The sequence below is a fragment of the Amycolatopsis orientalis DSM 40040 = KCTC 9412 genome (assembly GCF_000478275.1).
GTDB classification, from domain to species: domain Bacteria; phylum Actinomycetota; class Actinomycetes; order Mycobacteriales; family Pseudonocardiaceae; genus Amycolatopsis; species Amycolatopsis orientalis.
The window spans coordinates 1-24,487 of record NZ_ASJB01000080.1 but is presented as its reverse complement, the minus strand read 5'-3'; the positions used below and the strand labels follow the sequence as shown (position 1 = coordinate 24,487).

29 protein-coding genes are annotated in these 24,487 nt (G+C 70.0%); 19 read left to right on the top strand and 10 right to left on the bottom strand.

The genetic code is table 11. The features are described 5' to 3' along the window. The first annotated feature begins 18 nt into the window (after positions 1-18). On the top strand, positions 19-495 hold the full coding sequence (locus tag L324_RS27930; RefSeq protein WP_051174132.1) for a MarR family winged helix-turn-helix transcriptional regulator: 477 nt from the start codon (positions 19-21) through the stop codon (positions 493-495). Here L324_RS27930 and L324_RS27925 read toward each other — a convergent pair. The 3 genes from L324_RS27925 to L324_RS27915 form a co-directional block, all read right to left on the bottom strand. Continuing rightward, complete coding sequence (locus L324_RS27925; protein WP_037315155.1) at positions 464-889, bottom strand: ATP-binding protein; 426 nt, start codon at positions 887-889, stop codon at positions 464-466. The two genes, L324_RS27930 and L324_RS27925, sit on opposite strands and share 32 nt — an antisense overlap. A gap of 76 nt (positions 890-965) precedes the next feature. Further along, positions 966-1,739, bottom strand: coding sequence for a SigB/SigF/SigG family RNA polymerase sigma factor (locus tag L324_RS27920; RefSeq protein ID WP_037315152.1), 774 nt, complete (start codon positions 1,737-1,739; stop codon positions 966-968). Continuing rightward, the gene (locus tag L324_RS27915) at positions 1,736-2,152 is read right to left on the bottom strand and encodes an ATP-binding protein (protein WP_037315149.1); all 417 of its coding nucleotides are present in this window, start codon (positions 2,150-2,152) and stop codon (positions 1,736-1,738) included. Before L324_RS27915 ends, L324_RS27920 begins: the two co-directional genes overlap by 4 nt. Positions 2,153-2,345: 193 nt before the next feature. Between L324_RS27915 and L324_RS27910 the strand changes: the two genes are divergently transcribed. The 6 genes from L324_RS27910 to L324_RS27885 all read left to right on the top strand — a co-directional run bounded on the left by L324_RS27910 (position 2,346) and on the right by L324_RS27885 (position 5,634). Further along, positions 2,346-2,654 (top strand): WhiB family transcriptional regulator, encoded by a 309-nt coding sequence (locus tag L324_RS27910; RefSeq protein WP_037315146.1) that lies wholly within the window; start codon positions 2,346-2,348, stop codon positions 2,652-2,654. A gap of 214 nt (positions 2,655-2,868) precedes the next feature. Beyond that, on the top strand, positions 2,869-3,222 hold the full coding sequence (locus tag L324_RS27905; RefSeq protein WP_037315141.1) for an STAS domain-containing protein: 354 nt from the start codon (positions 2,869-2,871) through the stop codon (positions 3,220-3,222). 54 nt (positions 3,223-3,276) lie between these two features. Next, the gene (locus L324_RS27900) at positions 3,277-4,062 is read left to right on the top strand and encodes a metal-dependent hydrolase (protein WP_037315138.1); all 786 of its coding nucleotides are present in this window, start codon (positions 3,277-3,279) and stop codon (positions 4,060-4,062) included. 63 nt (positions 4,063-4,125) lie between these two features. Beyond that, positions 4,126-4,674, top strand: coding sequence for a TetR/AcrR family transcriptional regulator (locus L324_RS27895; RefSeq protein WP_037315135.1), 549 nt, complete (start codon positions 4,126-4,128; stop codon positions 4,672-4,674). A gap of 105 nt (positions 4,675-4,779) precedes the next feature. After that, the gene (locus L324_RS27890; protein ID WP_037315131.1) at positions 4,780-5,121 is read left to right on the top strand and encodes a hypothetical protein; all 342 of its coding nucleotides are present in this window, start codon (positions 4,780-4,782) and stop codon (positions 5,119-5,121) included. A 36-nt stretch (positions 5,122-5,157) separates the two neighbouring features. After that, entirely contained in the window at positions 5,158-5,634 is a 477-nt protein-coding gene (locus tag L324_RS27885) for a hypothetical protein (protein WP_037315128.1), read from the top strand. Between the two features lie 41 nt (positions 5,635-5,675). Here the strand turns inward: L324_RS27885 and L324_RS27880 are convergent, their stop codons facing one another. Together L324_RS27880 and L324_RS27875 are read right to left on the bottom strand one after the other, a co-directional pair. Next, positions 5,676-7,313 carry an ABC transporter permease gene (locus L324_RS27880; protein WP_051174131.1) on the bottom strand — a complete coding sequence of 546 codons (1,638 nt, stop codon included), beginning with the start codon at positions 7,311-7,313 and terminating at the stop codon, positions 5,676-5,678. Beyond that, complete coding sequence (locus L324_RS27875; RefSeq protein WP_037315125.1) at positions 7,310-8,206, bottom strand: ABC transporter ATP-binding protein; 897 nt, start codon at positions 8,204-8,206, stop codon at positions 7,310-7,312. Before L324_RS27875 ends, L324_RS27880 begins: the two co-directional genes overlap by 4 nt. 95 nt (positions 8,207-8,301) lie before the next feature. On the opposite strand from L324_RS27875, the gene L324_RS27870 reads away from it, so the two are divergent. Beyond that, the gene (locus tag L324_RS27870) at positions 8,302-8,802 is read left to right on the top strand and encodes a GbsR/MarR family transcriptional regulator (RefSeq protein ID WP_037316488.1); all 501 of its coding nucleotides are present in this window, start codon (positions 8,302-8,304) and stop codon (positions 8,800-8,802) included. Positions 8,803-8,893: 91 nt separating this feature from the next. On the opposite strand, the gene L324_RS27865 is transcribed toward L324_RS27870, so the two are convergent. Beyond that, positions 8,894-9,481, bottom strand: coding sequence for a TetR/AcrR family transcriptional regulator (locus tag L324_RS27865; RefSeq protein ID WP_037315122.1), 588 nt, complete (start codon positions 9,479-9,481; stop codon positions 8,894-8,896). A gap of 96 nt (positions 9,482-9,577) precedes the next feature. Between L324_RS27865 and L324_RS27860 the strand changes: the two genes are divergently transcribed. The 6 genes from L324_RS27860 (at position 9,578) to L324_RS27840 (ending at position 15,386) form a co-directional block, all read left to right on the top strand. Beyond that, complete coding sequence (locus L324_RS27860; RefSeq protein ID WP_037315120.1) at positions 9,578-10,210, top strand: NAD(P)-dependent oxidoreductase; 633 nt, start codon at positions 9,578-9,580, stop codon at positions 10,208-10,210. 105 nt (positions 10,211-10,315) lie between these two features. Next, on the top strand, positions 10,316-11,041 hold the full coding sequence (locus L324_RS27855) for an SGNH/GDSL hydrolase family protein (protein ID WP_037315117.1): 726 nt from the start codon (positions 10,316-10,318) through the stop codon (positions 11,039-11,041). Between the two features lie 116 nt (positions 11,042-11,157). Further along, positions 11,158-11,325 (top strand): hypothetical protein, encoded by a 168-nt coding sequence (locus tag L324_RS43145; protein WP_162835884.1) that lies wholly within the window; start codon positions 11,158-11,160, stop codon positions 11,323-11,325. 333 nt (positions 11,326-11,658) lie between these two features. Further along, positions 11,659-12,264, top strand: a complete 606-nt coding sequence (locus L324_RS27850) for an RNA polymerase sigma factor (RefSeq protein WP_037315114.1) — start codon at positions 11,659-11,661, stop codon at positions 12,262-12,264. Next, positions 12,261-12,740, top strand: coding sequence for a hypothetical protein (locus L324_RS27845; protein WP_007030725.1), 480 nt, complete (start codon positions 12,261-12,263; stop codon positions 12,738-12,740). Before L324_RS27850 ends, L324_RS27845 begins: the two co-directional genes overlap by 4 nt. 162 nt (positions 12,741-12,902) lie before the next feature. After that, complete coding sequence (locus L324_RS27840; protein WP_152547041.1) at positions 12,903-15,386, top strand: CHAT domain-containing protein; 2,484 nt, start codon at positions 12,903-12,905, stop codon at positions 15,384-15,386. Positions 15,387-15,436: 50 nt separating this feature from the next. Here L324_RS27840 and L324_RS27835 read toward each other — a convergent pair whose 3' ends face one another. After that, positions 15,437-15,877, bottom strand: a complete 441-nt coding sequence (locus L324_RS27835) for an SRPBCC family protein (RefSeq protein WP_037315111.1) — start codon at positions 15,875-15,877, stop codon at positions 15,437-15,439. A 49-nt stretch (positions 15,878-15,926) separates the two neighbouring features. Between L324_RS27835 and L324_RS27830 the strand changes: the two genes are divergently transcribed. The 5 genes from L324_RS27830 (at position 15,927) to L324_RS27810 (ending at position 20,715) form a co-directional block, all read left to right on the top strand. Further along, a complete protein-coding gene (locus L324_RS27830) occupies positions 15,927-17,891 on the top strand; it encodes an FUSC family protein (RefSeq protein ID WP_037315108.1) in 1,965 nt (654 codons plus the stop codon). Beyond that, entirely contained in the window at positions 17,884-18,825 is a 942-nt protein-coding gene (locus tag L324_RS27825) for an ABC transporter ATP-binding protein (protein WP_152547023.1), read from the top strand. The genes L324_RS27830 and L324_RS27825 overlap by 8 nt, the downstream gene beginning before the upstream one ends. A 68-nt stretch (positions 18,826-18,893) precedes the next feature. Further along, positions 18,894-19,232, top strand: coding sequence for a hypothetical protein (locus L324_RS27820; protein WP_037315101.1), 339 nt, complete (start codon positions 18,894-18,896; stop codon positions 19,230-19,232). Positions 19,233-19,467: 235 nt separating this feature from the next. Next, positions 19,468-20,400 carry a TauD/TfdA dioxygenase family protein gene (locus L324_RS27815; protein ID WP_037315099.1) on the top strand — a complete coding sequence of 311 codons (933 nt, stop codon included), beginning with the start codon at positions 19,468-19,470 and terminating at the stop codon, positions 20,398-20,400. Positions 20,401-20,475: 75 nt separating this feature from the next. After that, positions 20,476-20,715: an antitoxin gene (locus tag L324_RS27810; protein ID WP_037315097.1), complete on the top strand. Its 240-nt coding sequence runs from the start codon at positions 20,476-20,478 to the stop codon at positions 20,713-20,715. 69 nt (positions 20,716-20,784) lie between these two features. Here the strand turns inward: L324_RS27810 and L324_RS27805 are convergent, their stop codons facing one another. From L324_RS27805 to L324_RS27795, 3 genes are read right to left on the bottom strand one after another with little or no spacing between them, the layout of a single operon-like run. Further along, entirely contained in the window at positions 20,785-21,738 is a 954-nt protein-coding gene (locus tag L324_RS27805) for a prephenate dehydrogenase (RefSeq protein ID WP_037315093.1), read from the bottom strand. Between the two features lie 48 nt (positions 21,739-21,786). Next, positions 21,787-23,805 (bottom strand): NADPH-dependent 2,4-dienoyl-CoA reductase, encoded by a 2,019-nt coding sequence (locus tag L324_RS27800; RefSeq protein ID WP_037315088.1) that lies wholly within the window; start codon positions 23,803-23,805, stop codon positions 21,787-21,789. A 9-nt stretch (positions 23,806-23,814) separates the two neighbouring features. Then, the gene (locus tag L324_RS27795) at positions 23,815-24,351 is read right to left on the bottom strand and encodes a PadR family transcriptional regulator (RefSeq protein ID WP_037315082.1); all 537 of its coding nucleotides are present in this window, start codon (positions 24,349-24,351) and stop codon (positions 23,815-23,817) included. Positions 24,352-24,487 lie beyond the last annotated feature (136 nt).

Genomic DNA, 24,487 nt, shown 5'->3' with positions numbered 1-24,487 from the left:
CCACCGAGGGAACGAGGGATGGGCACGCTGCTGCGGCATGTCCTCGAAGTGACCGAAGCGGACGTTTCCGCGTTCTTCGAAGACATCGGGCTGGGGGACTACCGCCCGCGGTTCACCCCGTTCGTCCGCGCGATCGTCGCCCGTGGCCCGCTGGCCATCCGCGACCTCGCCGCCGAGGTCGGCGTGACGCATTCCGCGGCCAGCCAGACGATCGCGCAGATGGCGCGGCAGGACCTCGTCTCGCTCGAACGCGGGACCGACGCCCGGCAGAGGATCGTCTCCCTGACCGACAAAGCACGAAAGCTGATGCCGACCCTCGAAGCCGAGTGGGCGGCGACCAGCGCCGCGGCCGACCAGCTGGAGGCGGAACTGCCGTACCCGCTCAGGGAAGTCCTGGCGGCCGCCATCGAGGCACTGGAGCGGAAGCCGCTCCGGCAACGCATCGCGGAGACGGACGCCGCGGTCAGCCTGCGGCTTCGGTCCGGTGAAGGCTGAAGACCGCCCAGACGTACTTCCCGCCCGCGCACAGCTCGTGTCCCCAGTCCTCGGACAGCGCGTGCACCAGCTGCAGACCGCGGCTGCGCGCCGCCATCGGGGAAGGTTCCTTCAGCCTCGGCCGGTTCGTGCCGGAGTCGAAGACCCGCAGGGTGAGCCTTCCGTCGGAGTACTCGACCTCCAGCTTGTCCGGTTTCTCGCCGTGCTCGAAGGCGTTCGTGACCAGCTCGGAGGTCGCCAGCAGCACGTCGTCGGCGGCCAGGTCGTCGAAGCCGAGGCTCGCGAGCGTCGCCCGCACCGCCTGCCGCGCGACGGCGGGAGCCGTCACATCCACCGGGAGGGGCAGGGAGACCACCGGCAACGAGCCCTCCGATCGCGTCTTGGACATCGTCATGGTTGCTACCTCCCCTCGCGAGAGACTCCCAGATCCGCTGTTCGTCTCCCTGATACCCATAAGGATGAAGGTCGAATCAGACTCCGTCGGTGAGTTCCGTCTCGGTCAGCCCTTCACGCAGTTTCTGCAGCGTGGAGGCCAGTAGCCGGGACACCTGCATCTGGGAGACACCGACGCGGCGCGCGATGTCCGACTGGCTCATCCCGGAGCCGAACCGCAGCGCGACGATCTTGCGCTCGCGATCGGGCAGCCGTTCCAGCATCGGCCGCAGCGCCTCGCGCAGCTCCGCCTGGCTCAGGTTGGCGTCCGCCTCGCCGAAGCGGGTGTGCGCCGAGTTCTCCAGGAGGTTGTCCAGCGAAGCCCCGTACCGGCCCTGACCGGCGCGCAGACCCTCGAAGACCTCGTCGACCGGGACGCCGAGATGCGCCGCGATCTCACTCGGCTTCGGCGCGCGCGAAAGCCGGACCGTGAGTTCCTCTCGCGCGGCCGAGATGTTCGCGTTCAGCTCCTTGAGCCGCCGCGGCACCCGGACCGACCAGCTGTTGTCGCGGAAGTGGTGCCGCAGCTCGCCGGAGATGGTCGGCACCGCGAAGGCCAGGAAGTCGCTGCCCTGGGCGGGGTCGAAACGGTCGACGGCGTGGATCAGCCCGATCGTCGCGATCTGGACCAGATCCTCCATCGACTCGTCCCGGTTGCGGAACTTGCGCGCCAGGTTGCGCGCGAGTTCCAGATGCGCGCGCACCAGGTCGTCCCGCAGCCGTTCGCGCCGGGGGTCGTCCTGGGGCAGCGCGCACATGCGCTCGAACAGGGCCGGAACGTCCGCGCCGTCTTGCCCGACGGGATCGGTCACGGCCGGGCCGCCTCGCTCTCCCGGATGAGTTCCACCCTGGACAGGTAGCCGCCGTCGGCCGGGGTGACGCTCCGCCGCGCGGACGTCGCCAGCGCGGTGAGCAGCTGCCAGGACAGACCGGTCTCGTCGTCGGGCTCCGGGGAGTCCGAAAGCACCGAGACGGTCACCTCGATCCGCCCGTCCTTCCACGAGAAAACGCAGTTCAGATGCCCGTCGGCGGCCGAAGGCAACAGCATGGAGCACGCCTCGTCCACCGCCATCCGGAGATCCTCGACGGCGTCCAGATCGAAGTCCTGGCGCATGGCGATGTCCGCGACGATCGTCCGGAGAGTCGGCACCACATGGGGTACCGCCGCCGTGCGTACCTCGATGAGTTGAGCGCCCTCGCCGCTGGGCGGGGTGTTGTCCACCACGTGTCGGTCCTCTCTCCGGCTGCGCGCTGCCGTCTGTCCGTCCATGCCCCCGCCGCCGCCCTCAAACGAGACGCTGCGCGTCACAGATCGATTCAATGCCCTGGGTGTGAGCAAACCAAACCCACGTTTGACTCGCACAGGCGGCGGGCATGTAACGGGCGACAAACGATCTCCTTGGAAGGCGGGGACCGACATGGCTGACGTGAGCCGGCTGCCGAACGTGGTGGCGGAAGAGTGGGATTGGCAGCTCCGTGGGTCGTGCCGAGGCGCCGACAGCAGCTTGTTCTTCCACACGGACAACGAGCGCGGTTCGGCCCGTGAGCGGCGCGAATCCCGTGCCAAGGCGATCTGCCAGACCTGCCCCGTGCTGGCCCAGTGCCGCAAGCACGCGCTGGCCGTGCAGGAGCCGTACGGCATCTGGGGTGGTCTCGGGGAGATCGAGCGCCGCGAACTGTTCCTGCGGGAACGCCGCGCCGGGCGCAAGGCACTGACCGCGCATTGAGCGCGTCCCGGGCACCGGTCGGCGACGCGCGTGACGGCGATCGTGGCGCGCCGTCCGGACTGGGTTAGGGTTGAGACTGTCGTTGCGGGGACAGCCACGCCTACCCGCCGAAGAAGAGCGTGCGTCCGTGTCCGGACTGGGCGCGGCCGTAGCTTGAGACCACAGGCGAGCTCCGGCGCTGAGCGCCGGAGTTCACCTGATGAGGAGAATGTGCATGCCCGCAGCGGAGCAGAACACCACGCCGCCCGGTTTCAGCATCACGCTGGACGCCGACGCTTCAGCACCGCGCGTGGTGGTCACCGGCGAGCTCGACCTGCTGACGAGCCCGCAGCTGCAGGAGACCCTCGGGGCCCTGATCACGGACAAACCGTCGGGACGGGTCGTCGCCGACCTGACCGGCGTGACCTTCTTCGACTCCTCGGCGCTGAACGTCGTGCTCCAGGCACAGCGTCAGGCCGCCGAGAAGCAGGTCGAACTGGAAGTCGTCCCCAGCCCGCAGGTGAGCCGAGTGATCGAACTCACCGGCGTGGCCGAGCACCTCAGCGTGTCGGAAGAGCCCCCCGCCTGATCCCCCGCTACGGTCGTGGGCTCTTGATCCGCGACACCTGGGGGCAGCACGATGATGGGGCGGACGCATGCCCTCACCGGCTGGTGCGCGGGCCTGGCGCTCGCACCGGTCGTCGGGGCGGGCACGGTGCACCAGGCGGTCGTCTTCGCCGCGACCACCGCCGGCTTCGCGCTCCTTCCCGACCTCGACCATCCGGGCGCCCGCGCGTCGAAGCTGCTCGGCTGGTTCACCGGGGCGATCTCCTGGCTGCTGCGCCGCGTTTCGGCCGCCCTGTACGCGCTGACCAAGGGGCCTCGGGACGAGAAGGTCACCGGTAAGCACCGCCATCTGTCCCACACCGTGCTGTTCGCCGTCGGCCTCGGGTTCCTGACGTCCTGGGGTACCGCCGAAGGGGGACCGTGGGCGGTGTTCGGGGTCGTCGTCCTCGGCCTGCTGCTCGCGGAAGGCGCGCTCGGCGACTGGCTCCTGCCGGTCAGCGGCGCCGCGATCGGCTGGTGGGTGTGGACCGCGCCACCCGACAAGGCGGCGCAGCTCGCGGAGATCTCCGGCTGGCTCGGCATCGCCGTCGCGGCCGGTTGTTTCGTGCACTGCCTCGGCGACGCGCTGACCGAGTCCGGCTGCCCGTTCCTGTTCCCGATCCCGATCGCGGGTGAGACCTGGTACGAGATCCGGCCGCCGAAACCGCTGCGGTTCCGCACCGGCAAGAACGTGGAGAACCGGCTGATCTTCCCGGTGTTCGCGATCGCCGCGGTGGTGCTGATCCCGGGTGTCTGGGACTACCTCTTCACCACCGTCCAGGGTTTCCTCACCCCGGATGCGACGCAGACCGCAGTCCACTGAGGAATGCCCTCACCACCGGCGGCGTTGAATCGGAACGCCGGACCCGGTTGAGGAGGGGGAACAGTGGACAAGCCCGTGCTGCGCGCCGACGCGAGACGCAATCGCGCGAAGGTGCTCGCGGCGGCCGAACAGGCCTTCGCCGTCGACGGCCTCGCCGTCCCCCTCGACGAGATCGCCCGCCTCGCCGGGGTCGGCGCGGGTACGGTCTACCGGCATTTCCCCAGTAAGGAAGCGCTGTTCCAGGCCGTCGTCCTGGAACGCATCGAGCAGTTCGCGCAGGAAGCACGCGAACTGCTGGCCGCCGATGATCCCGGCGAGGTGTTCTTCGACTTCTTCAAGCGCGTCGTCAAGCAGGCGTCCCTGAACCGGGCCCTCTGCGACGCGCTCGCCGAGACGACCGGGCTGGGTTTCAAAGCGGGCGCGGGCACCGACTTCCGGTCGGCGCTGCAGGCGCTGCTGATCCGCGCGCAGGCCGCGGGCGCGGTCCGCGAGGACATCGACGGCGACGACCTGCGCGCCCTGATCGCGGGCTGCCTCGCCGCGGAACGGTATTCGCCGGAAAGTCGTCATCTCGTCCGCGTCGTGGTCGACGGCCTGCGCAAAGCCTCCTGACGCGGACCCGCGCACATTCCACTCAAGTTGCACGCTGCGTAACAAAACGTAAGATCAACGCGAGAAGTCCTCGTACCTGCGCTTCGCATGGCGAGGGGGTGCCGGATGTTCGGTCAGGGTCCCACCACCGGTTCCGTCACGGTCGCGGGTCTCGCGGGCCTCGCCACCGGGCTGCTCGTGGCCGCGCTCCTCGTGGCCGGGCGCGAACCGGAGCGCCGCGGGCACGAAGTCAGCACGACCCCTTCCCCGGCGACGACTTCCCGCTCCGTCGGGCCGGTCACGGTGACCGTGCCCGCCATCGTCCCGGAGCCGCTCACCATCACCCGCACCAGCACGCCGCCGCCGAGCACGGTGACCACGACGGTGAAGCCGTCGGCCACTTCGACGTCGTCGCCCACCCCGTCGACGCTCCCGCCCAGCTCGGATCCGGGATACCGGCGCGACTGATGCAACCCGGACGGCCCTTCGCGTCGTCTGTCCACTATGCGGCGGCTACCCGTTTTCGTGCTCCTGCTCGCGACCTTGACCGCGTGCGGCCAGTCCGGTGGAGGCGGCGGCGAGAACTGCCCCGCCCTGGCCCTGATGGAGGGCGTGTCCCTCGACGTCCCGCCCGAGGCGGCCGCCGGGCTCAGCCGCGTGAAGCTCGAGTTCTGCTGGGCGGGGAAATGCGTGACCGAAGCCGCCGAGCTGTACCCGGCCAGTCGTACCGAGGACCAGGGCTGCGTGGGCGAAGTGTGCTCGGGGAAGGCGGTGCCGACCGGCGGCAAGTACGCGACCGTGCCCGTCCAGGGCCTGCCGCTCACGCCGGTGAAGACCACCGTGACCTTCGACGACGGGAAACCCCACGTCCTCGACGTGACGCCGGTGCTCAGTTATCCGGCGGGCGAGGAATGCGGTGGCGGGGTGCCGGTCGTGAAACTGGTCGCCGGGCCGGGCGGCGTGGTACGGCAAGAACCGTGAAGGCCGCCCCCGATGAGCGGCCCTCACGGCTTTCCCCCTCGCTAGCCGACGTCCCGGCGTCGCCAGCCGGCGACCCCGGCCGCCAGCGCGACCGCCGCCACTCCCGCGAGCCAGCTCAGCGGTGTCGCGGTGAACTCCGCGGCGGGCAGTTTCGGAACGTGCGAGAACGGCGAGGCGTCGAGCAGCACCTGCGGCAGGTTCAGCACCGGGCCGAACAGGCTGAGCAGCAACGCCAGCCCGGCGATCGCCCACGCCGCCGTCGAGTACTTCGGCGCCAGGCCGAACAACGTCACGGCGAGACCGACGATCACCCACACCGCGGGAAGTTGCGCGAGCGAGGCGACCACGAGGTCACCGACCGAGCCGCCCACGTCTCCGGCCCGCATGCCGTTCGAAAGTCCTAAAAGGACACCGCTGACGACCATCATCAGCGCGGTGCCGCCGAAGGCGAACACGAGGTGGCTCCCCAGCACCCGCAGCCTGCCGACCCCGGTGGCGAGCAGCGGCTCGACGCGGATCGCCGTCTCCTCGGTGCGGATCCGCAGCGCGGCCTGCACGCCGTAGAGCGAGACGACCATCGCGAACATGCCGGCCATCGCCGCCATGAAGGCGTCGACCAGCGCGTCGGTGCCGCCCATCCGCTGGAAGATCTGCCGGGCCTGCTCGCTCTGCCCGACGATGTCGCTGATCCCGTTCGCGACCGAACCGAACACCCCGGCGCAGATCGCCGTCCCGATCAGCCAGCCGATCAACGGCCCGCGGTGCAACCGCCACGCCAGCGCGAACGGGCTCCGCAGCGACGAAGCCGCTTCGGCGGGGCCGGGCCGCGGCGGAAGGAGGCCGGTGCCGACGTCGCGCCGCGGGATCAGCGCGTAGCCGACACCGCCGACGACCACGGCCGCGGCGAGCGGCAGCAGGAACACCCACCAGCGTTCGTCCGCGAACGGCCTGAGCTGCTGCGCCCAGCCGATCGGGGACAGCCACGAGACCCATCCCGCGTCGGCCGTCGAGTCACCGACCGCGCGGAGCAGGAACGCGATCCCGACGGCGGCGGCGCCGATCCCGTTCGCCGTCCGCGAGTACTCGGCGACCTGGACGGCCACCGCCGCGACCGCGGTGAAGACCAGACCGGTGGCCGCGGTGGCGCCGCCGAGCGCGAAAGCCCCGGCCGACGGCATCTTCGCGCCGATCATCAGCGCGGTCTCGATCAGTCCGATGAGGACACTCGCGCCGCCGGCGACGAGTACGGCCGCGGTCAGCGCCGAGTACCGGCCGACCACCGCGGACGCCAGCAGTTCGGCGCGGCCGGAGTCCTCCTCCGCCCGCGTGTGCCGCGTGACGGTGAAGACCGCCATCAACGCGACGAGCAGCGCCAGGAAGCCGCCGAGCCGCCAGGCGGTGAACCCGCCCGCCGTCGAGAGGTCGAAGGCCGGTCCGTAGATCACCGCGATCGACGGGTTGGCGCCCATGCTCGTGGTGAGCCCGGCGCGTTCGGCGGCCGTCGGGTACAGCGTTTCGAAGGTGCCCGCCGTACTCGACGGCGCGATCCCCAGCAGGACGATCCAGATCGTCAGGACGACCCGGTCCCGCCGCAGCGCCAGCCTGGTCAGCTGCCAGGTGCCGACCAGCCGGGAGGCCGGTCGGGCCGCGTGCGCGGGCCGGTCGAGTGTCGCGGTCATTTCGCGCTCGCCTCGGTGGTGTAGTGGCGGAGGAAGAGTTCTTCCAGCGTCGGCGGCTGGCTGGTCAGACTGCGGACGCCGACCTCGGTGAGCCGGCGCAGGGCGTCGTCGAGGGAACGGGTTTCGACGTCGAACCGCACCCGGTTGCCCTCGACCTTGAGATCGTGGATGTTCTCCAGCCTGGTCAGCCCGTTGGGCGGGCCGGCGAGTTCGGCCGAGATCGTCGTCCTGGTGAGGTGGCGGAGTTCGGCCAGCGTGCCGGTTTCGACGGTGCGGCCGTTGCGGATGATGCTGACCTTGTCGCAGAGCGCTTCGACCTCGGCCAGGATGTGGCTCGACAGCAGCACCGTGCGGCCCTGCTCGCGCTCCTCCTGGATCGCGTACTGGAAGGTGGCCTCCATCAGCGGGTCGAGGCCAGAGGTCGGCTCGTCGAGGATCAGCAGGTCCACGTTCGAGGCCAGCGCGGCCACGATGGCGACCTTCTGCCGGTTGCCCTTGGAGTAGGTGCGCCCCTTCTTCTTGGGGTCGAGGTCGAAGCGCTCGATGAGATCCTTGCGGCGGCGCTGGTCGAGTCCGCCCCGCAGCCGCCCCAGCAGATCGATCACCTCGCCGCCGGAGAGGTTGGGCCAGAGGTTCACGTCGCCGGGGACGTAGGCCAGGCGCCGGTGCAGGCTCGCCGCGTCCTTCCAGGGATCGCCGCCGAGCAGGCGGACGTCCCCCGAGTCCGCGTGGAGCAGGCCGAGCAGGACCCGGACGGTGGTCGACTTCCCCGCCCCGTTCGGACCGAGGAAACCGTGCACCTCCCCAGCGGGTACCCGCAGGTCAAGGCCGTCGAGAGCCTTGGTCCGGCCGAAGGATTTGTGGAGGCCGGAGATGGAGATGGCGTTTTCCATGCGACTGAAGGTACAGTGATTTCACGAAGTTGTGAAGTTAAGAAAACGTATGGATGGTGTGATCACTCTGGGGGTTGTACGAGAGGATGTTGTTCATGACGACGCCTGAGAGTGCTTCGAGCACCCAGAGAGACGAGGACGCCGTCCGCCGCTACGTGGAGCACCTGGGCCTCACGCTGTCCCAGATCGGGATGCAGCGCATGCCCGCGCGGGTGTTCGCCGCGTTGATGACCACCGACGCCGGCCGCCTGACCGCGGCCGAGCTGGCCGAGCAGCTCGCGGTGAGCCCCGCCGCGATCTCCGGCGCGGTGCGGTACCTGGAACAGATCGGGCTGGTCGCGAAGGAACGCGAGCCGGGCTCGCGCCGCGATCACTACCGGCTCTTCGACGACCTCTGGTACGCCACCTTCATGAAACGCGACCGCATGATCACCATGTGGCGCGACGCCGCCGACGAAGGCGTCTCGGCGCTCGGGCCGGACACGCCCGCCGGGGTGCGCGTCGCGGAGATGCGCGACTTCCTGAGCTTCATGATCAAGGAGCTCAACGACATGTACGCCAAGTGGCACGAGATGCAGGCCGACAAGGGCAAGTAGAGCCCTGCGGGTGGTGGGCTGAAGGGGCCCTTCACCTCATCTCACGCGGCGAAGGGCGCTTTCCTCGCATCGCATGCGGGGAAAGTTCCCTTCAGCTCAACGCGACCACCAGGGTCTTCGTGAGCCTTTCCGCCCACTCGTCCAGCTCGGCCGGGGCCGGGTCGCGGTCCTCGAAGGACGCCAGGAACGCGTACTGGAAACAGGCCCCCAGCAGCAGGGACGCCGAAGCCTCCAGATCCGCGTCCGCGCGGATCCGGCCGAGCCGGGCCTCCTCGCCCAGGTATTCGACGACGCGGACCAGCGGGACGTCCGGCCCCCGCTGCCGGCTCATGACCCGCTCCCGGTGGGTGGCGAGCAGCTCCCGCGAGGAGAACAGCGACACCGCGATCGGGAAGCTCTCCAGGTAGAACGACAACGTGATCCGCGCCAGCCGGGCCAGATTCGCCGCGAGCGGGTTGTCCGACGCCGTCTCCACCAGCTCGTCCAAGGTCGTCCCGAGCGCGGGCAGCCGCTCGGTCAGCACGCTCATGAAGATCTCGGTCTTGTCCTTGAAGTGCTTGTACAGCAGCGCCTCGGAGTAGCCGGCCGCCCGCGCGATGGCCTTCGTGGTGGCGTGCGCGTAGCCCTGCTCGCGCATCACCTTCGCCGCCGCGGCGACGATCTCCTCGCGGCTTCCCATGTTCGCTCCTGAGGGCTTCTCAGCGTTCGCTCGACAAGTGGTGGGTGAACACTCACCATAGTGGGTGAGTGTTCACTAACCCAGGAAGGCGTGACCATGAAACTCACCGTTTTCGGCGCTACCGGCGGGGTCGGGTCCGAGGTCGTCGAGCAGGCGCTGGCCGCGGGCCACCACGTCACGGCGGTCGTCCGCGACCCGTCCCGGCTGACCGCCGAGGGCGATCTGCTGGAGGTCGTCGTCGCCGAACTGTCCGAGCACGGCGCGCTGACCGAGGCGGTGTCCGGGCGCGACGCTGTGATCTCGGCCCTCGGCGCCCGTGCGCGCCGCCCGACGACCGTCGTCACCGACGGGGCGCACGCCGCGCTCGCCGCGTTGCGTTCGGCGGGCGGCCGCCGGCTGCTCTTGGTGAGCGCCAGCGGTCCCTTCACCGACGGCGACACGTTCTTCACCCGCACTGTCGTCAAGCCGATCCTGGGCAGGGTCCTCCGGCACGCGTTCGCCGACATGGTCGCCGCCGAGCGGGTCGTGCGCGCGAGCGACGTCGACTGGACGATCGTGCGCCCGCCGCGGCTGCTGAACGGAGCGCACACCGGCGCGATCGCGGCCCGCACCGATGGCAACGTCCGCGGCAGCTACCGCATCAACCGCGCCGACGTCGCCGACTACCTGCTGCGCGCGGCCGCGGACGACTCGCTCATCCGCCAGACCGTCTCGATCGCCCAGGGCTGACTGCGTCCCCCTCGCATTTCGTCCTCTGGATGCGTCGTTAAAGGCGGTTGTTGCGTGCGTAACGATCGCGTCCAGAGGACTGAACGCGGGACATAGAGTCGCGGGGTGATCAGTCGTGCGGTGATGCTCGCCCCGATCCTTCTCGCGCAGGCGGTCCGGGTGCGCCGTACGACGCCCAGGCTGCCCGGCGCGACCGGACCGGTCAGCGGCCTGGTGCGGGGCGAGGGCCGCCCGCTGCGGCTCGCGGTGCTCGGCGAGTCCACTGTGGACGGCGTCGGCGCGGCGACGCACGCCGAGGCGCTGACCGGACGGCTCGCGGAAGAGCTCGCGCGGGACGGCCGCGCGGTCGCCTGGCAGGCCGTCGGGAAGACCGGGGCCAACGCGCGCGTCGTCCGCGAGGAGCTGCTTCCGCTGCTCGAACCCGCCGACCTCGTGGTGATCGCGCTCGGCGTCAACGACACGATCGAACTGCATTCGGCCACGCGCTACCGGCGTGACCTGCTCGATCTGATCGTTTCCCTGCGCCGTCGTGCCGGTCGGATCCCGGTGGTGCTGGCCGGTGTGCCGCCGATGGGCCGGTTCCCCGCCCTGCCGCGTCCGCTGCGGGACGTCCTCGGCGCGCGATCGGCCGCCCTCGACGCCGCGGCCGCCCGGCTGGCGTTGCTGCCCGGCGTCGTCCACGTCCCGATGCCCGCCGCGATGCTGGATCCCGCGACCTTCGCCGAGGACCGTTTCCACCCCGGTCCCGAGGGTTACCGGCGCTGGGCCGGGCAACTCGCCGACGTGAGCCGGCAATTACTCAGTGACACCTTTTCGCCGGAAAAGTGCTGATCAGGTCACTCGACTGCCACAGATTAAGAAAGTTATCCGAAAAAGCTGGCTCTGCGTGTATCTGGTGGCAGCCTCGTTGCGTCCTATGGAGCAGTCGAGGAAATGAGGGACACCCGATGACTACCGAGATCAACACCGCACCCGTCGACGACGAAGCCACGGCGACCGAGGACCTCGAAGAGACCCCGAAGCCGCGCCCGATCACGGCCCCGGTCCCGCCCCGTCCCGGCACCAGCCCGGACGGCAACTGGGAGCCGCACAGCACTGATCCGCCGGTGAACTGAACCACCACAGACGGGTGATGTCCGGAGGCCGAGGGGGCCTCCGGGCATCACCCCTCCGGGTGCTCCTTCGGGGGAGGGGGACGCCCGGACGCGGGCCCGTTGGGGAGCGGGCCCGGGGGGAGGGAAAAAGGACCGGCCGGTGCGCAGTCCACACCTACTCGCGCCGGCCGGTGCCTTTGTCCTCGCCCAGGACGACGACGGTGACGACCGAAACTCGACAAAAAAGTTAGTGACTTGATGTATCCCAGAGCTTCCAGCACGCTCCTTCTCCCCGAAGGGCCCGCGATACTGCCAGCGCCGACACGAAGACACGTCCGAAGTGGGGCAGATACGGTGACCGACGTGCAAACGACCGAGGTAGACCCGCCGTGGGAAGGACTGACCGGTGCCGATCTCCATGCCGCCTGCATGCGTGCGGCGCGGGCCGGTGACCGCCAGGCGATGGACAGACTTGTGCACGAGCTGACCCCGCTCGTGTGGCATGTCGCGCGTGCGAACGGGCTCGATCGCCTGACCGCCGAGGACGTGGTCCAGACGGTGTGGCTCGCCCTGTTCAGTCAGCTCGAGAAACTCCGTGACCCCAAGGCGCTCGCCGCCTGGTTGATCACCACCACCAGGCGCGAAGCACAGCATCCCTTCGGCCGCCGCGCCCAGCCCGTCCCGCTGACCGACGAGCTGGCCGAAAACATGGAGAGCACCCATCCGGCTCCCGAGGAGGAAGCCGTCCGCGCCGACCGGGATCGCCGGGTCTGGCGCGCCTTCCTCCGGCTGCCGCACCGCTGTCAGCAGCTCCTCCGGCTGACCGTGCTCGCCGGACGGGCCGAATACCAACTGGTCGCCGAAGCACTCCGCATGCCGCGCGGAAGTGTAGGCCCGACCAGGGGCCGTTGCCTCGAATCGATGCGCGACCTGCTGGCCCACGAAGGGGGAAGCCGATGAACGACCTCGGGACGCCGGGGGAGATGACCTCCCCGGGCGATGAGGCCTTGCTGGCCGATATCGGGCGCTTCATGGACGAATTGGACCCGCCACCGGGAGATCTGGTGCAGCGGGTTCAGTTCGCGCTCGCACTCGAAAACCTCGATGTCGAGGTCGCGCGCTGGGAACGGATGGACGCCACGGCCGGCGTCCGCGGCAGCGACACCGGCACGATCACCTTCACCGTCAGCGATCTGACCGTGATGATCAACCTCACCAAGATCGGCAAGAAGCACCGGATCGACGGCTGGCTCGTGCCCGCCGGCGAGTACGGAGTGGAGGTTCGCGTCGCCGAGCACGGGACGAGTTCCACCACCGCCGACGAGGGCGGGCGGTTCGTGCTGGACAACGTTCCCCAGGGAACCACCCAGATCGTGATCCACCTCGGTGACGTGACCTGTCGCCGGACCGTCGTGACCCCGACAGTGGTGCTCTAACCGGACGGCTGTTCCGTTATGCGGCGGGGGTGTGCTCCCATAGTGCGTGTGCCCGCGCCGTCGCCTCCTGTCGTCGATCCCGTAGCCGAAGAGGCGGCCGAGCTTCATGCCCAGGCGAAGGCCGCCGCCGCGGATCACGGGCTCAGCAGGCCGATCCGGCTGATGCGGCGCGCGCTCGTCCTGCTGGGACCGGTGGACGAGGACCGCGTGGCGCGGCTGGAGGTCCGGGTCCGGATCCTGATCAGCCTCGCGGCGGCCGAAGCGGAGATCGCGTCCCAAGAGGACGGTCTCGCCCGGCTCGAAGAGGCGGAACGCATCCGGCTGCTGCTGCCGGACGGCGACGTCCGGCACGAGTTGCGGTTCGTCGTCGGGCTGCAGCGCGCCGTCGTGCTGATGCGCGCCGGCCGGCTGGAGGAATCGCTCGCGCTCAACAACGCGTTCCTGCCGGGGCTGGCCGCGGAAGGCGCCAAGTACAGCCTGGTGCTGACCCGGTCGCTCGTGAACCTCGCGTGGCTGCACCTGGAGATGAGCAACCCGGACGCGGCCTATCAGGACCTCGTCCGCGCGCTGGACCTGGCCGTCGAGCACGGATACCGGCGGCTGGAAGGGAAGATCCAGCACAACCTCGGTGATCACGCGCAGCTGCTGGGCGACATCCCGGAAGCCCTCCGGCACTACCAGCAGGCCGCCGCGATCTTCGTGACCGACGGCTCCGGTTCGCTGCCGCTCGTCCGCCTCGATCAGGCGAAGGCGCTGCTCACCGCGGGGCTCGCCGAAGAGGCGGCGCGGCATCTCGACGACGCCATCCCGGAACTGCGGCGCAACGGCGCCGTGCACCTCGTCGCCGAGGCGGAGGTCGCCAGGGCCGGTGCCGCCATCCTGGAACGCGACTACGCGCTGGCGAAGAAGCTCGCGGCGTCGGCGCGGCGGAGTTTCCTGCGGCGCGGCAAGGGGCGCTGGGCGGAGATCGCCGCGCTGACCCGGCTCCGCGCGGACGCGGTGAAGGTCCTGGCGGACCGGGAGAAGAAGCCGTCCGCGAAACTGCCGGAACGGCTGGCCGATCTCGCCGTCCGGCTGGCCGAACTCGGCCTTCGCGACGAGGCGGGCGCGGCGAGGATGTTCGCGGTGCGGCTGCTGCTCCGTCGCGACGAGACGGCCGCCGCGCAGCACCTGCTGGCGCAGGTGCCGAAACCGCGGCAGACCACCCCGATCGACCACCGGATGCTGCTGCGGCTGTGCCGGGCCGAACTCGCGGTGGCCTCCCACCGGCCGCGTTCCGCGCTCGCGCAGGCGCGGGCCGGGCTGGCGGAACTCGGGCAGATCCGCGACCGCATGGGCGGGCTCGACCTCGTCTGCGGGACGGCGGCGCACGGCGAGGAACTGGGCAAACTCGCGCTCACGCTGGTGCTCAAGAAGGCGAGGCGCAGCGGCGCCGGGGCAAAAAGCCTGTTCGCGTGGCTGGAACGCACGCGCGCGCAGGTGTACCGCTACGAACCGCTCCCGGTCATCGAGGATCCCGCGCTCGCCCGGCACATCAACGAAATGCGGCATCTGCAGGGGACGATCCAGGCGCGGCGGCTGTCCGGTGAGCCGGTCGGGAAACTCGAAGAGCGCTACGACCGCTTGCAGCAGGAGGCGACCCGGCTCGGGTGGTACACCAGCAAATGGGGCCGTCCGCGGCCGGTTTCGGCACCCGAAGAGGTGGTCGAGCGACTCGGGGACCGCGTGCTGGTCAGCCTGATGGGATACCGCGACACCCTGTACGCGGTGGTCGTCGACCGCGGCCGGTTCCAGCTCTTGAAACTGGGGCCGCTCGCGGAGATCGTCGAGACCGCGCGGCAGCTGCACGCGGACCTCGACGCGCTGGCCCCGGACAACCTGCCCGCGCCGCTGGTCGAGGTCGTCACCGGCTCCGCGCGGCGCCGAGCGGACAAACTGGACAAGCTGATCTCCGCGTCGCTGGCGAAGACGCTGGAGAACCGCGAGCTGATCATCGTGCCGATCGGTTCGCTGTACGCGCTGCCTTGGGGCGCTTTGCCATCACTGCACGGACATCCGGTGTCGATCGCGCCGTCGGCGACAGCCTGGGTGACCGCGTCGGGACGCCGGAACGAGGGGCCGGTCCTGCTCGCCGGCGGCCCCGGCGTACCGGGTTCGGTCGGTGAGGTGCGGAACCTGCGGGCGGTGTACCCGCGGGCCCGGCTCGTCGACGGGATGGACGCGACCAGCGAAACCGTACTGTCCGCTTTGGACGGTTCCGGGATGGCGCATCTGGTCGCGCACGGCGCGCACGAACCGGCGAACGCGCTGTTCTCGCGGCTGGAACTGGTCGGCGGCCCGTTGTACGCGCACGAAACCGCCCGGCTCGCGCATCCGCCGGAACGGGTGGTGCTGGCCGCCTGCGAACTCGCGATGAGTCACATCCGGCCCGGCGAGGAGGCGCTCGGCTTCGCCGGGACGCTGCTCGCCAGCGGCTCACGGACGGTCATCGGCGCGATCGCGCGGGTCGGCGACAAGGCCGCCGCCGACGCGATGTCCGACCTGCATCGACGGCTGGCCTCGGGGACCGCGCCCGCGCTGGCGCTCGCGCAGGCGATGGCCGCCGATCCGCTGCGGCGCCCCTTTTTGTGCCTCGGTGCCGGTTGATCTCGTGAGTGGTAATGACGGTTCTAACCGTCATTACCACTCACGAGACGTCAGGCGCGTTCGGCGTGTTTCACCAGGCGAGTGGCCAGGAGCGAGACCACGGCGCGCAGCGCGGTGCACACGGCGGCGCCGGTGCCGGGCACCGGTTCGGTGAACCGGCCGGTCCAGCGCAGATCCGTGCCACCGGAGGCGTTCGGCGTGAACGAGACCTCGGCGCGGTAGTCCTTCAGCGGCGCGAGGCCCGCGAAGCCGTAGACGTGCTTTCGGTCCTGTTCGTACTCCAGCGTCTCTTCGTGGAGATACACCGGCCACAGGCCGACGGCCCGGACGGCGCCCACTTCGCCGTCGTCCGGTTTCCGCGCCCAGCGCGAGTGGAACACCACCGGCTTCGCCCATTCCGACCATCGGGAACCGTCGGCTTCCAGCGCGAAAAGGGAAGCGGGCGAGGCGCTGCTCGTCCGGTTGATCTCGAAGGAGTACGTCTTGCCCATGTGGCGACGATAACCGCTCCGGCCGCGACGGATAAGTCAAGATAGGGGCGTGAGCACGACGCGCCGCGAGATCGCCGCACCGCATTGGCTGGTGCAGCTGCTGCGCAGCACACCGGTTCCCATTCCCTGGAACATGGTCGCCCGCGCCGTCCTCGCGCTGGCCGTGCCGCTGGCCGTCGGCTACGCGCTCGGCGACATCGGCGTCGGCGCGCTCATCTCCACCGGCGCCCTGCCCACCGTCCTGTCCGAATCGGCGGGCCCGTACCGCTACCGCGCCCGGCGGCTCGGCGGCGCCACCGCGGCCGCCGCCCTCGGCTACTTCGCCGGGCTGATCACCGGCGGCGTCCCCGCCGCGTCCATCCCGGTCGTCGTCGGGGTCGCGGCCGTGTCCGCGCTGATCAGCGCGGCGGGCAGCAACGCCTCGGTCGCCGGGCTGCAGATGTTCGTCTTCTGCGTGCTCGGCACCGGCCAGCACGTCACCGGCCTGCGCGTCGAACTCCTCCTCGGCTACTTCTGCGTCGGCGCCGCCTGGAGCCTGCTCGTCGCGCTCGCCACCTGGACCTTCCGCGCCACCAGCCCGGAACGCGGCGCCGTCGCGCACGTCTACGTCGAACTCGCCGCGATGCTCTCCGCGACCGACGAAGCCACCTCGCGCGTCGCGCGCCACCAGCTCACGACCGCGATGAACACCGCGTACGACCGGCTGCTCACCGCGCGATCCTGGCTGTCGGGCCGCGACGCCACCTACCGTCAGCTGCTCAACCTGCTTTCGGCCAGCACCCCGGCCGTCGAGGCGTCGGTCGCGATGGTCAACGCCGGCCGCCGTGCCCCGGACGACGTGATCGACCACTTCATCGCGACGTCGGCCGCCGTCCTCGCGAACCAGGAGCTGCCGGAGCCTCCCGAAGCGCCTGAAGACGCCGACCCGGTCCTCGCCGCGCTGTACGCGGGCCTCGCCAGGATCGGCAAGGGCGACAACCGGAAACGGCGCGAGGTCCAGCCGTGGCACAGGCGTCTGCGGGGCTGGGCGGGTTCGCTCGTCTCCGGTCCGCTCACCTGGTTCGCCGCGCTCCGCCTCACCCTGTGCGTCGCGATCGCCGAAGTCGTCGCGCTGCTCGTCCCGTTCGAACGCTCCTACTGGATCACCCTCACCGTCGGCATCGTCCTCAAACCCGACTTCGGCTCGGTGTTCGGCCGCGCGGTACTGCGCGGGATCGGCACGGTGATCGGCGTCGGCATCGGCGCGGCCGTGCTCGCCGCGGGCGGCGAGGGCTGGCTCCTGGTGCTGCTGATCGCCGTGTTCGCGGGCGGCGTCGCGGTCGGCAAGGTCCGCAACTACGGCATCCTCAGCGCGTTCGTGACGCCGCTGATCATCCTGCAGATGGACCTCGCCAGCACCGGAAGCTGGGACGTCGTGCTCGCGCGGCTGGTGGACACCGTGCTGGGCTGCGCGATCGTGCTGCTCTTCGGCTACCTGCTCTGGCCGGGAAGCCGTCGCCCGCAGGTCGGCGGACGGCTCGCCGACAGCCTCGACAGCCTGGTGAAATACGTCGACAAGGGCCTCGTGCTGGCGCCTTCGGGCGAAGCGCGCCTGGAACGCTCACGCGCCCGTCGCCGCGCTTACCGCGCGCTGGCCGACCTGCGGACCGCGTTCCAGCAGGTCGTCGTCGAACCCTCCGCCGCCGGACGGCAGGCCGTCGCCTGGTGGCCGGTGATCGCCGGACTCGAACGCGTCGCCGACGCCGTCACCGAGGTCGGCGTCACCCTCGGTCGCGGCGCCCCGGCCCCCGCCGAAGCCGACATCGCCCTGCTGACTGCCTCGCTCGCCGAACTCGCGGCCGCCGTCCGCGAGGAACGGGACCCGGCGGAGATGCCGATGCCCGACAACGAACGGCTGTCCGGTGTCGTCGACCAGATCGGCGCCGCCTTCGACGCCGTGCGCGGCCCCGACCTCGTCGAACGCGCGCCGCTGCGGCTGGTCCGGCGGTTCCTGCCGTACCACCGCCGTGCCTGAGGAACAGCGGGGGCAACCCGCGCCGTCGACCGGACGTATCCCCGGTATGGACGAGCAGGTGCGCAAGCCGATGAACCGGAGACAACGGCGAGCCGCGTCGGCCCCGCACCCCTCGATCCCGGAAGTCCCCGTTGCCGCTTCGCATCCCGTGGACGTCCTGATGCGACGGCGAAATCAGCTGGTCCTCGCGGCAGTGCTGGGTGCCTTGGGATTCCTCGTCTTCGGCGTGGTGCTGTCCGTCGGCCTGCGGAATCAAGGCCGTTCGTGGGTGGGTGGGCCCGAGTTCGTGACGGACGTGACGATCATGTCGGCGATGGCGGCCCTGGGCGTCGTCACCGGAGCCGCCGCGGCACGGCAAAGTCACCGGATCCGGTCTTTCGCGAAGTCCACCTGGCTGAGCGAGGAGGAGGGCTCGGTACTCGAGGCGGAAACCCGTCGGCTGCGCACCTTGAGCCGTAACGCGGGACTCTTCGCCGCGTTTTGGGCCACCACCTTCGTCCTCGCGGTGACGAGTCTGGTGCCGGGCATCGGCACCTTCAACGGTGTCCAGGCAGGACTGCACATCCTCGCCGCGCTGGTCGCCCTGTTCGCGGTTCCGCTGAGCTTGGCGGCGATGAGGCGCTGGGCGAGAAGATTCCGGGCGGTGCGGGAAACCGGCTGGCACGCCGCGAAATCGGTCATCGTGCGAAGGCCCACCGGGGCACCCCTCGAACTCGCCATGATCACCGTCGAGTTCGACGACGGAAGCACCATCGAACTACGCACCGTCGAGTCGATCTATCGCGCGGCGCACAAGGAGGGACAGCGGCAGCTCGAAGCCTGGGTCGGCGGCAAGGCCGACGCGATGGTCGTCCTGTTCGAGCACGGCCCGTTGCGGCAAGGCGCGTACCCGGTACCGGCCGCCGCGTTCGGCGGCCGGACCTTCCCCACGTGACCCACCCGTACGGGGGAGGGTGAGCATGGTCTCGAACTAATGTTCGAGATTTCACGCATAATCGACGCATGCTCGACACTGGTGACACGCTGCCGCCGGGGCCGCGTCACCTGCACATGGTCCGGCCCAACCAGCCCGTTTGGGTCGATCTCAAGCTGGTGTACCCCGTCGGCGCGGTGAAGACCCGCCTGCCCGACGGCCTGGACCTGACGGCCACCGTCCCCGGACTGCTGGGGATGTGGCGGGCGACGACGACGGGGCACTGGGTCGGCTGGGTCACCTTCCAGCTCGGCCCGGTCGGGCAGGGCGGTACGACGCACTCGCAGTGGGTGCTGGCGGAGGCGTTGCGGCCGCGCGAGCAACGGAACCCTTGGTCGGGAAGTTTCCCGTACGAGCGGCGCCGGTGATCGTCCCGCCCGGTGGACGGTGTTGACCGCGTGCCGGAGTGCGCCCACCATGACGTCGTGTCCATCACCTGGGAGTTCGCGCCCGCCCGCTCGGTGGGTGAAGGCGTCGCCGCACTGCTCCTGCGCCGTGGACGGCTGGGCTCTCCGCCCGCGTAACCGCGTTTCCCAGCGAAGGCCATCCCGTGAAGGTGGCCGTCTTCGTCATCCCGGAAATCGGAAACCCTGGAGCCCCGGCATGTCCATCGAACTGCCCGACCGTGTCCTCCTCCGCCCGGCGCACGTCCCCGACGGCGGAATCCTCGAAGGGCCGCGCGTACTGCGGCGCCTGCCGGAAGGCGTGGAAGAACGCCCTTACGAGCTGTTCGCGCTGCGTCCGCTGGGACGGGTCATCGGCGCCGAGATCGGCGGCGTCGACCTCGCCGAACCGCTGACCCCCGCCCTCCAGGCGGAACTGAACCGCGCGCTGCTGGAATGGAAGGTGCTGTTCTTCCGCGACCAGCGCATCACCTCGGCGCAGCAGCGCGCGTTCGCCGCCCACTGGGGTGAACTGGAGACGAACCCGTTCATCCCGCGGGGCGAAACCGAGGACACCACCCGGTTCACCCGGTCGGCGACCATGCCCGCGTTCGAGAACATCTGGCACGTCGACGTCACCTTCCGGCCCGCGCCCGCCCTCGGTTCGGTCCTGCGGCTGATCGAGGTGCCGCCCGTCGGCGGCGACACGATCTGGGCCGACATGGCCGCCGCCTACGACAACCTGCCGGAAGACGTCCGCGAACGGATCGACGGGTTGACCGCGGTGCACGACTTCATCCCCGGCTTCGCCCGCTTCTCCGATCCGGAAACACTCCGGCGGCATCAGGACGCCTTCCCGCCGGTCGAGCATCCGGTCGTCCGCACGCATCCGGAAACGGGACGGCGCACGCTGTTCGTGAACCAGGCCTTCACGACCCACATCGTCGGACTCGACCGCGAGGAGAGCGACAGGCTCCTGCGGTACCTGTTCAGCCGCGCGCACATCCCGGAGTTCCAGGTGCGCTTCGGCTGGCGGCCCGGTTCGGTGGCGTTCTGGGACAACCGCGCCACCCAGCACTACGCCGTCAACGACTACCACCCGTACGCGCGGGTGGCCGAACGTGTCGCCATCGTGGGTGACCGGCCGTTCTGAGCGGCCGTCCCCGCGACGGGTGATCGGTGCCCTCGTCGCGGGCGGGCACCCCGGAACCTGTGTGACGATGAGGCCATGGGCATCAACTTCGATGAATTGAAGAACAAGGCCACCGACGCTCTCCGCGAGCACAACGACAAGATCGAGGGCGGCGTGGACAAGGTGGCGGACTTCGCCAAGTCGAAGTTCTCCGGCCACGACTCCCAGATCGACTCCGGCGTCGAGAAGGCGAAGGGCTTCATCAACAAGTTCGACGACACCCCGGACAACCCGCCCTCCCAGGAGCAGCCGCCGCAGCCGCCCCCGGGCCAGTAACCCCATGCGTTTAGTCCTCTGGATGCGGTCCTTGCATGCGCGACTACCGCATCCAGAGGACGAAACGCGTCAGGAGACCTCGCCGATCGCGGTGTCGCCCTCGATCGCGGTGATCCAGCCGCCGCGCTCGCCGAGGGCGATCAGCCCGTCACGGGCGTCCGGGGCGCTCAAGCTGACGCGTACTCCCGCGCGCTCCGCATCTTTGCTGGCCGCAAACGCTTGCGCGCCCTCGTAGCCGGCGTTGACCGTCACCGCGAGCCCGCCCGTCGACGCCAGCGAACCCCGCGCGGCGCCCAGCCGTCCGAGCGCCTCGTCGACGATCGGCAGCAGCGCGTCCCGGTTCCCCTCGGTCATCGCCCGCACCAGCGCCGGGCTCGACCCGGCCACCCGCGTGCCGTCCGTGTAGGACCCCGCCGCCAGCGACATCGCCAGCGGCCCGCCCTGCGCGCCGATCGTGGCCAGGATGGCCGCGAAGATATGCGGCAGATGCGAGATCCGCGCGACCGTCTCGTCATGCGAGTCCGCGGGCAGCGGGACGACGTGCGCGCCGACGTCCAGCACCAGCCGCGCGACCTCGGCCCACGCGGTCAGGTCGGTGTCGTGCTCGACGCCGAGCACCCACGCGGCCCCGCCGAACAACGCCGGGTTGCTCGCCTTCCAGCCGGACTCCGCGGTCCCGGCCATCGGATGCCCGCCGACGAACTTCGCGTAGGGCGCGCGGCGGCGGACGGCGTCGAGCACCGGGCCCTTCACGCTGGTGACGTCGGTGAGCACGCAATGCCCGGCGACCCGCGAAACGGTCCGAAGCACCTCTTCGACCGCGGGTAGCGGGACCGCGAGCACGATCATCGCGTCCCGCTCCGCCGCCTTGCTCAGCGCGGCTTCGACCTGCGTGGTGACGTCGAAACCCGCCCTGCTGGCGGCGTCCGCGTCAGCTTCGGAGGTCGTCGCCCCGAACGTGGTGCGGCCGATCGAGTGCGCCGCACGCAGCAGCGAACCGCCGATCAACCCGAGCCCGATCACGCATACGTCTCCCACAAGTGTTCATCCTGCCATCTGCGAGCCCACTCGTCAGAGAACGGCGGCGAGGCGGGTGCCCTGATCGATGGCCCGTTTGGCGTCCAGTTCGGCCGCGACGTCGGCGCCGCCGATCAAATGCACCGGCAGACCGGCCGCCCGCAGCTCGTCGGCGAGGTCGCGTACCGGCTCCTGTCCCGCGCAGACGACGACGTTGTCCACATCGAGCACTCGCCGTTCGTCACCGACGGTGATGTGGAGTCCGTCGTCGTCGATCCGGTCGTAGGTGACCCCGGTGAGCTGCTCGACGCGTTTCGCCTTCAGCGCCGCCCGGTGCACCCAGCCGCTGGTCTTGCCCAGACCCGCGCCGATACCGGACTTTTTGCGCTGCAGCAGGAAGACCTGCCGGGGCGACGGTTCGATCTTCCGCTCGGTCAGCCCGCCCGCCGCCCGCTCGGGATCGGTGACACCCCATTCGGCCATCCACGCGTCCAGATCGAGCGCGGGTGAGGTGGTGTGCGTCAGGAATTCGCTGACGTCCACGCCGATCCCGCCCGCGCCGATCACGGCGACCTTCGCGCCCACCGGTTTCCCGTGCCGGACGACGTCCACATAGGACAGAACCTTGGGGTGGTCGATACCGGGCAGCGAAGGCACCCGCGGCGTCACGCCGGTGGCCAGCACGACCTCGTCGAATCCGCCGCCGACCAGGTCGGCGGCGGTCGCGCGGGTGCCGAGGCACACCTTGACGCCGGTGACCTCCAGGCGTCGCGTGTAGTACCGGATGGTCTCCGCGAACTCCTCCTTGCCCGGGATCTTGCGCGCGATCCCGAACTGGCCGCCGATCTCGTCGTCGGCTTCGAACAGCTCGACGGCGTGCCCGCGGTCGGCGAGGGCGGTCGCGGCCGCGAGCCCGGCGGGACCCGCGCCGACGACGGCAACGCGTTTGGTCTTGCGGGTCGGGGAAAGGGTCAGCGTGGTCTCGTGGCCCGCGCGGGGATTGACCATGCAGGACACCAGTTTCCGCTTGAACGCGTGGTCGAGGCAGGCCTGGTTGCAGGCGATGCAGGTGTTGATCTCGTCCTCGCGTCCGGTCTCGGCCTTGCGGATCCACTCCGGGTCGGCGAGGAACGGCCGCGCCATCGACACCAGATCCGCGTCGCCGCCTGCCAGCGCCTCCTCGGCGACCTCCGGCATGTTGATCCGGTTCGACGTGACCACCGGGATCCCGACATGCGGCTTGAGCTTCCCGGTCACCCAGGTGAAGGCCGCGCGCGGCACCGACGTCACGATCGTCGGCACCCTCGCCTCATGCCAGCCGATCCCGGTGTTGATGATCGTCGCGCCCGCCTCTTCGACCTCCTTGGCCAGCGCGACGACGTCTTCCCAGCGCTGGCCGCCTTCGACGAGGTCCAACATGGACAGCCGGTAGATGATGACGAAGTCCTCGCCGACGGCCTCACGGGTGCGGCGCACGATCTCGACGGCGATCCGGCGGCGGTTTTCCGCGCTGCCGCCCCATTTGTCGGTGCGCTTGTTGGTCCGCTCGGCGAGGAACTGGTTGATGAAGTAGCCCTCGGAGCCCATGATCTCGACGCCGTCGTAGCCCGCTTCCTTGGCCAGGAAGGCGCAATCGGCGAACGCGCGGATCTGCCGCAGCACGCCGTACCCGGAGAGGGCCCGCGGCTTGAACGGGTTGATCGGCGCCTTGATACTCGACGCGGAAACGCTCAGCGGGTGGTAGGAATACCGGCCCGCGTGCAGGATCTGCAGTGCGATCTTGCCGCCGGCCTCATGCACCGGATCGGTGAGTTGCTTGTGCGCCTTGGCTTCCGCGCGCGTCGAGAGCTTCGACGCCAGCGGCAGGAGCCAGCCGGTCCGGTTCGGCGCGAACCCGCCGGTGACGATCAGCCCGACACCACCCCGGGCGCGTTCGGCGTAATACTCGGCCAGTTGCGGGAAATGCGCTTCCTTGTCTTCGAGGCCGGTGTGCATCGACCCCATGATCACCCGGTTGCGCAGGGTGGTGAAGCCGAGATCGAGCGGGGACAGCAGGTTCGGGTACTGGCTCATCGCAGGTCCTTACGCATCGTGGTGGAATGCCTGGAGGACTTCCTCGAGCCACTCGACGTGGCCCTGTTCGGTTCGGATTCCTCCGCGCAACACGAGAAACTGGTGCAACGACTGTCCACTGAGGACGCTCGGATCCGGGAAGTCGCGCTTCTCGATCAACAGGTAGGCGTCGAGCTGGGCCGCGTGCGCGTCGCGATGCCGGGTGATCTCGGCGGCGACGGCACCGGGGTCGCCGAGTGTCGCGCCGCGGATCTTGACGGCGAGTTCGCGCGCGGTGGCGGCGGGATCGGGTTCGGCGAGCCAGCGGGCCAGTTCGGCCCGGCCCTCGTCGCCGACGGTGTAGACCTTCTTGTCGGGTTTCCCGGACTGCGCGACCTGGTCGACGGCGACCCAGCCCGCGTCCTCCATTCGCTTGAGGACCCGGTAGATCTGCTGGTGGGTGGCGTTCCACCACAGCCCGATGGACTTCTCGAAGCGGCGGGTCAGCTCGTAGCCCGAGCCGGACCGCTCGGACAGCGAAACCAGGATCGCGTGCTCCAGTGCCATGCACCTAGTTTCATATGCACCTAGTTGCACTGCAAGGCGACGCACGTCACAAAGCGCGTGAAGGCCCCCTTCACCTTGGGTTCTAGTGGTGGTTGCAACACCTGACTTTGTTCGGGGGTTGTGTTGTTCGAGATTC

Bases quoted from the DNA above. Each gene is read 5' to 3' on its own strand.
- L324_RS27930 (WP_051174132.1), top strand. From the start codon at position 19: ATGGGCACGCTGCTGCGGCATGTCCTCGAAGTGACCGAAGCGGACGTT.
- L324_RS27925 (WP_037315155.1), bottom strand. From the start codon at position 889: ATGACGATGTCCAAGACGCGATCGGAGGGCTCGTTGCCGGTGGTCTCC.
- L324_RS27910 (WP_037315146.1), top strand. From the start codon at position 2,346: ATGGCTGACGTGAGCCGGCTGCCGAACGTGGTGGCGGAAGAGTGGGAT.
- L324_RS27905 (WP_037315141.1), top strand. From the start codon at position 2,869: ATGCCCGCAGCGGAGCAGAACACCACGCCGCCCGGTTTCAGCATCACG.
- L324_RS27900 (WP_037315138.1), top strand. From the start codon at position 3,277: ATGGGGCGGACGCATGCCCTCACCGGCTGGTGCGCGGGCCTGGCGCTC.
- L324_RS27890 (WP_037315131.1), top strand. From the start codon at position 4,780: ATGTTCGGTCAGGGTCCCACCACCGGTTCCGTCACGGTCGCGGGTCTC.
- L324_RS27885 (WP_037315128.1), top strand. From the start codon at position 5,158: ATGCGGCGGCTACCCGTTTTCGTGCTCCTGCTCGCGACCTTGACCGCG.
- L324_RS27880 (WP_051174131.1), bottom strand. From the start codon at position 7,313: ATGACCGCGACACTCGACCGGCCCGCGCACGCGGCCCGACCGGCCTCC.
- L324_RS27875 (WP_037315125.1), bottom strand. From the start codon at position 8,206: ATGGAAAACGCCATCTCCATCTCCGGCCTCCACAAATCCTTCGGCCGG.
- L324_RS27870 (WP_037316488.1), top strand. From the start codon at position 8,302: ATGACGACGCCTGAGAGTGCTTCGAGCACCCAGAGAGACGAGGACGCC.
- L324_RS27865 (WP_037315122.1), bottom strand. From the start codon at position 9,481: ATGGGAAGCCGCGAGGAGATCGTCGCCGCGGCGGCGAAGGTGATGCGC.
- L324_RS27860 (WP_037315120.1), top strand. From the start codon at position 9,578: ATGAAACTCACCGTTTTCGGCGCTACCGGCGGGGTCGGGTCCGAGGTC.
- L324_RS43145 (WP_162835884.1), top strand. From the start codon at position 11,158: ATGACTACCGAGATCAACACCGCACCCGTCGACGACGAAGCCACGGCG.
- L324_RS27845 (WP_007030725.1), top strand. From the start codon at position 12,261: ATGAACGACCTCGGGACGCCGGGGGAGATGACCTCCCCGGGCGATGAG.
- L324_RS27840 (WP_152547041.1), top strand. From the start codon at position 12,903: ATGCGGCGCGCGCTCGTCCTGCTGGGACCGGTGGACGAGGACCGCGTG.
- L324_RS27835 (WP_037315111.1), bottom strand. From the start codon at position 15,877: ATGGGCAAGACGTACTCCTTCGAGATCAACCGGACGAGCAGCGCCTCG.
- L324_RS27820 (WP_037315101.1), top strand. From the start codon at position 18,894: ATGCTCGACACTGGTGACACGCTGCCGCCGGGGCCGCGTCACCTGCAC.
- L324_RS27815 (WP_037315099.1), top strand. From the start codon at position 19,468: ATGTCCATCGAACTGCCCGACCGTGTCCTCCTCCGCCCGGCGCACGTC.
- L324_RS27810 (WP_037315097.1), top strand. From the start codon at position 20,476: ATGGGCATCAACTTCGATGAATTGAAGAACAAGGCCACCGACGCTCTC.
- L324_RS27800 (WP_037315088.1), bottom strand. From the start codon at position 23,805: ATGAGCCAGTACCCGAACCTGCTGTCCCCGCTCGATCTCGGCTTCACC.
- L324_RS27795 (WP_037315082.1), bottom strand. From the start codon at position 24,351: ATGGCACTGGAGCACGCGATCCTGGTTTCGCTGTCCGAGCGGTCCGGC.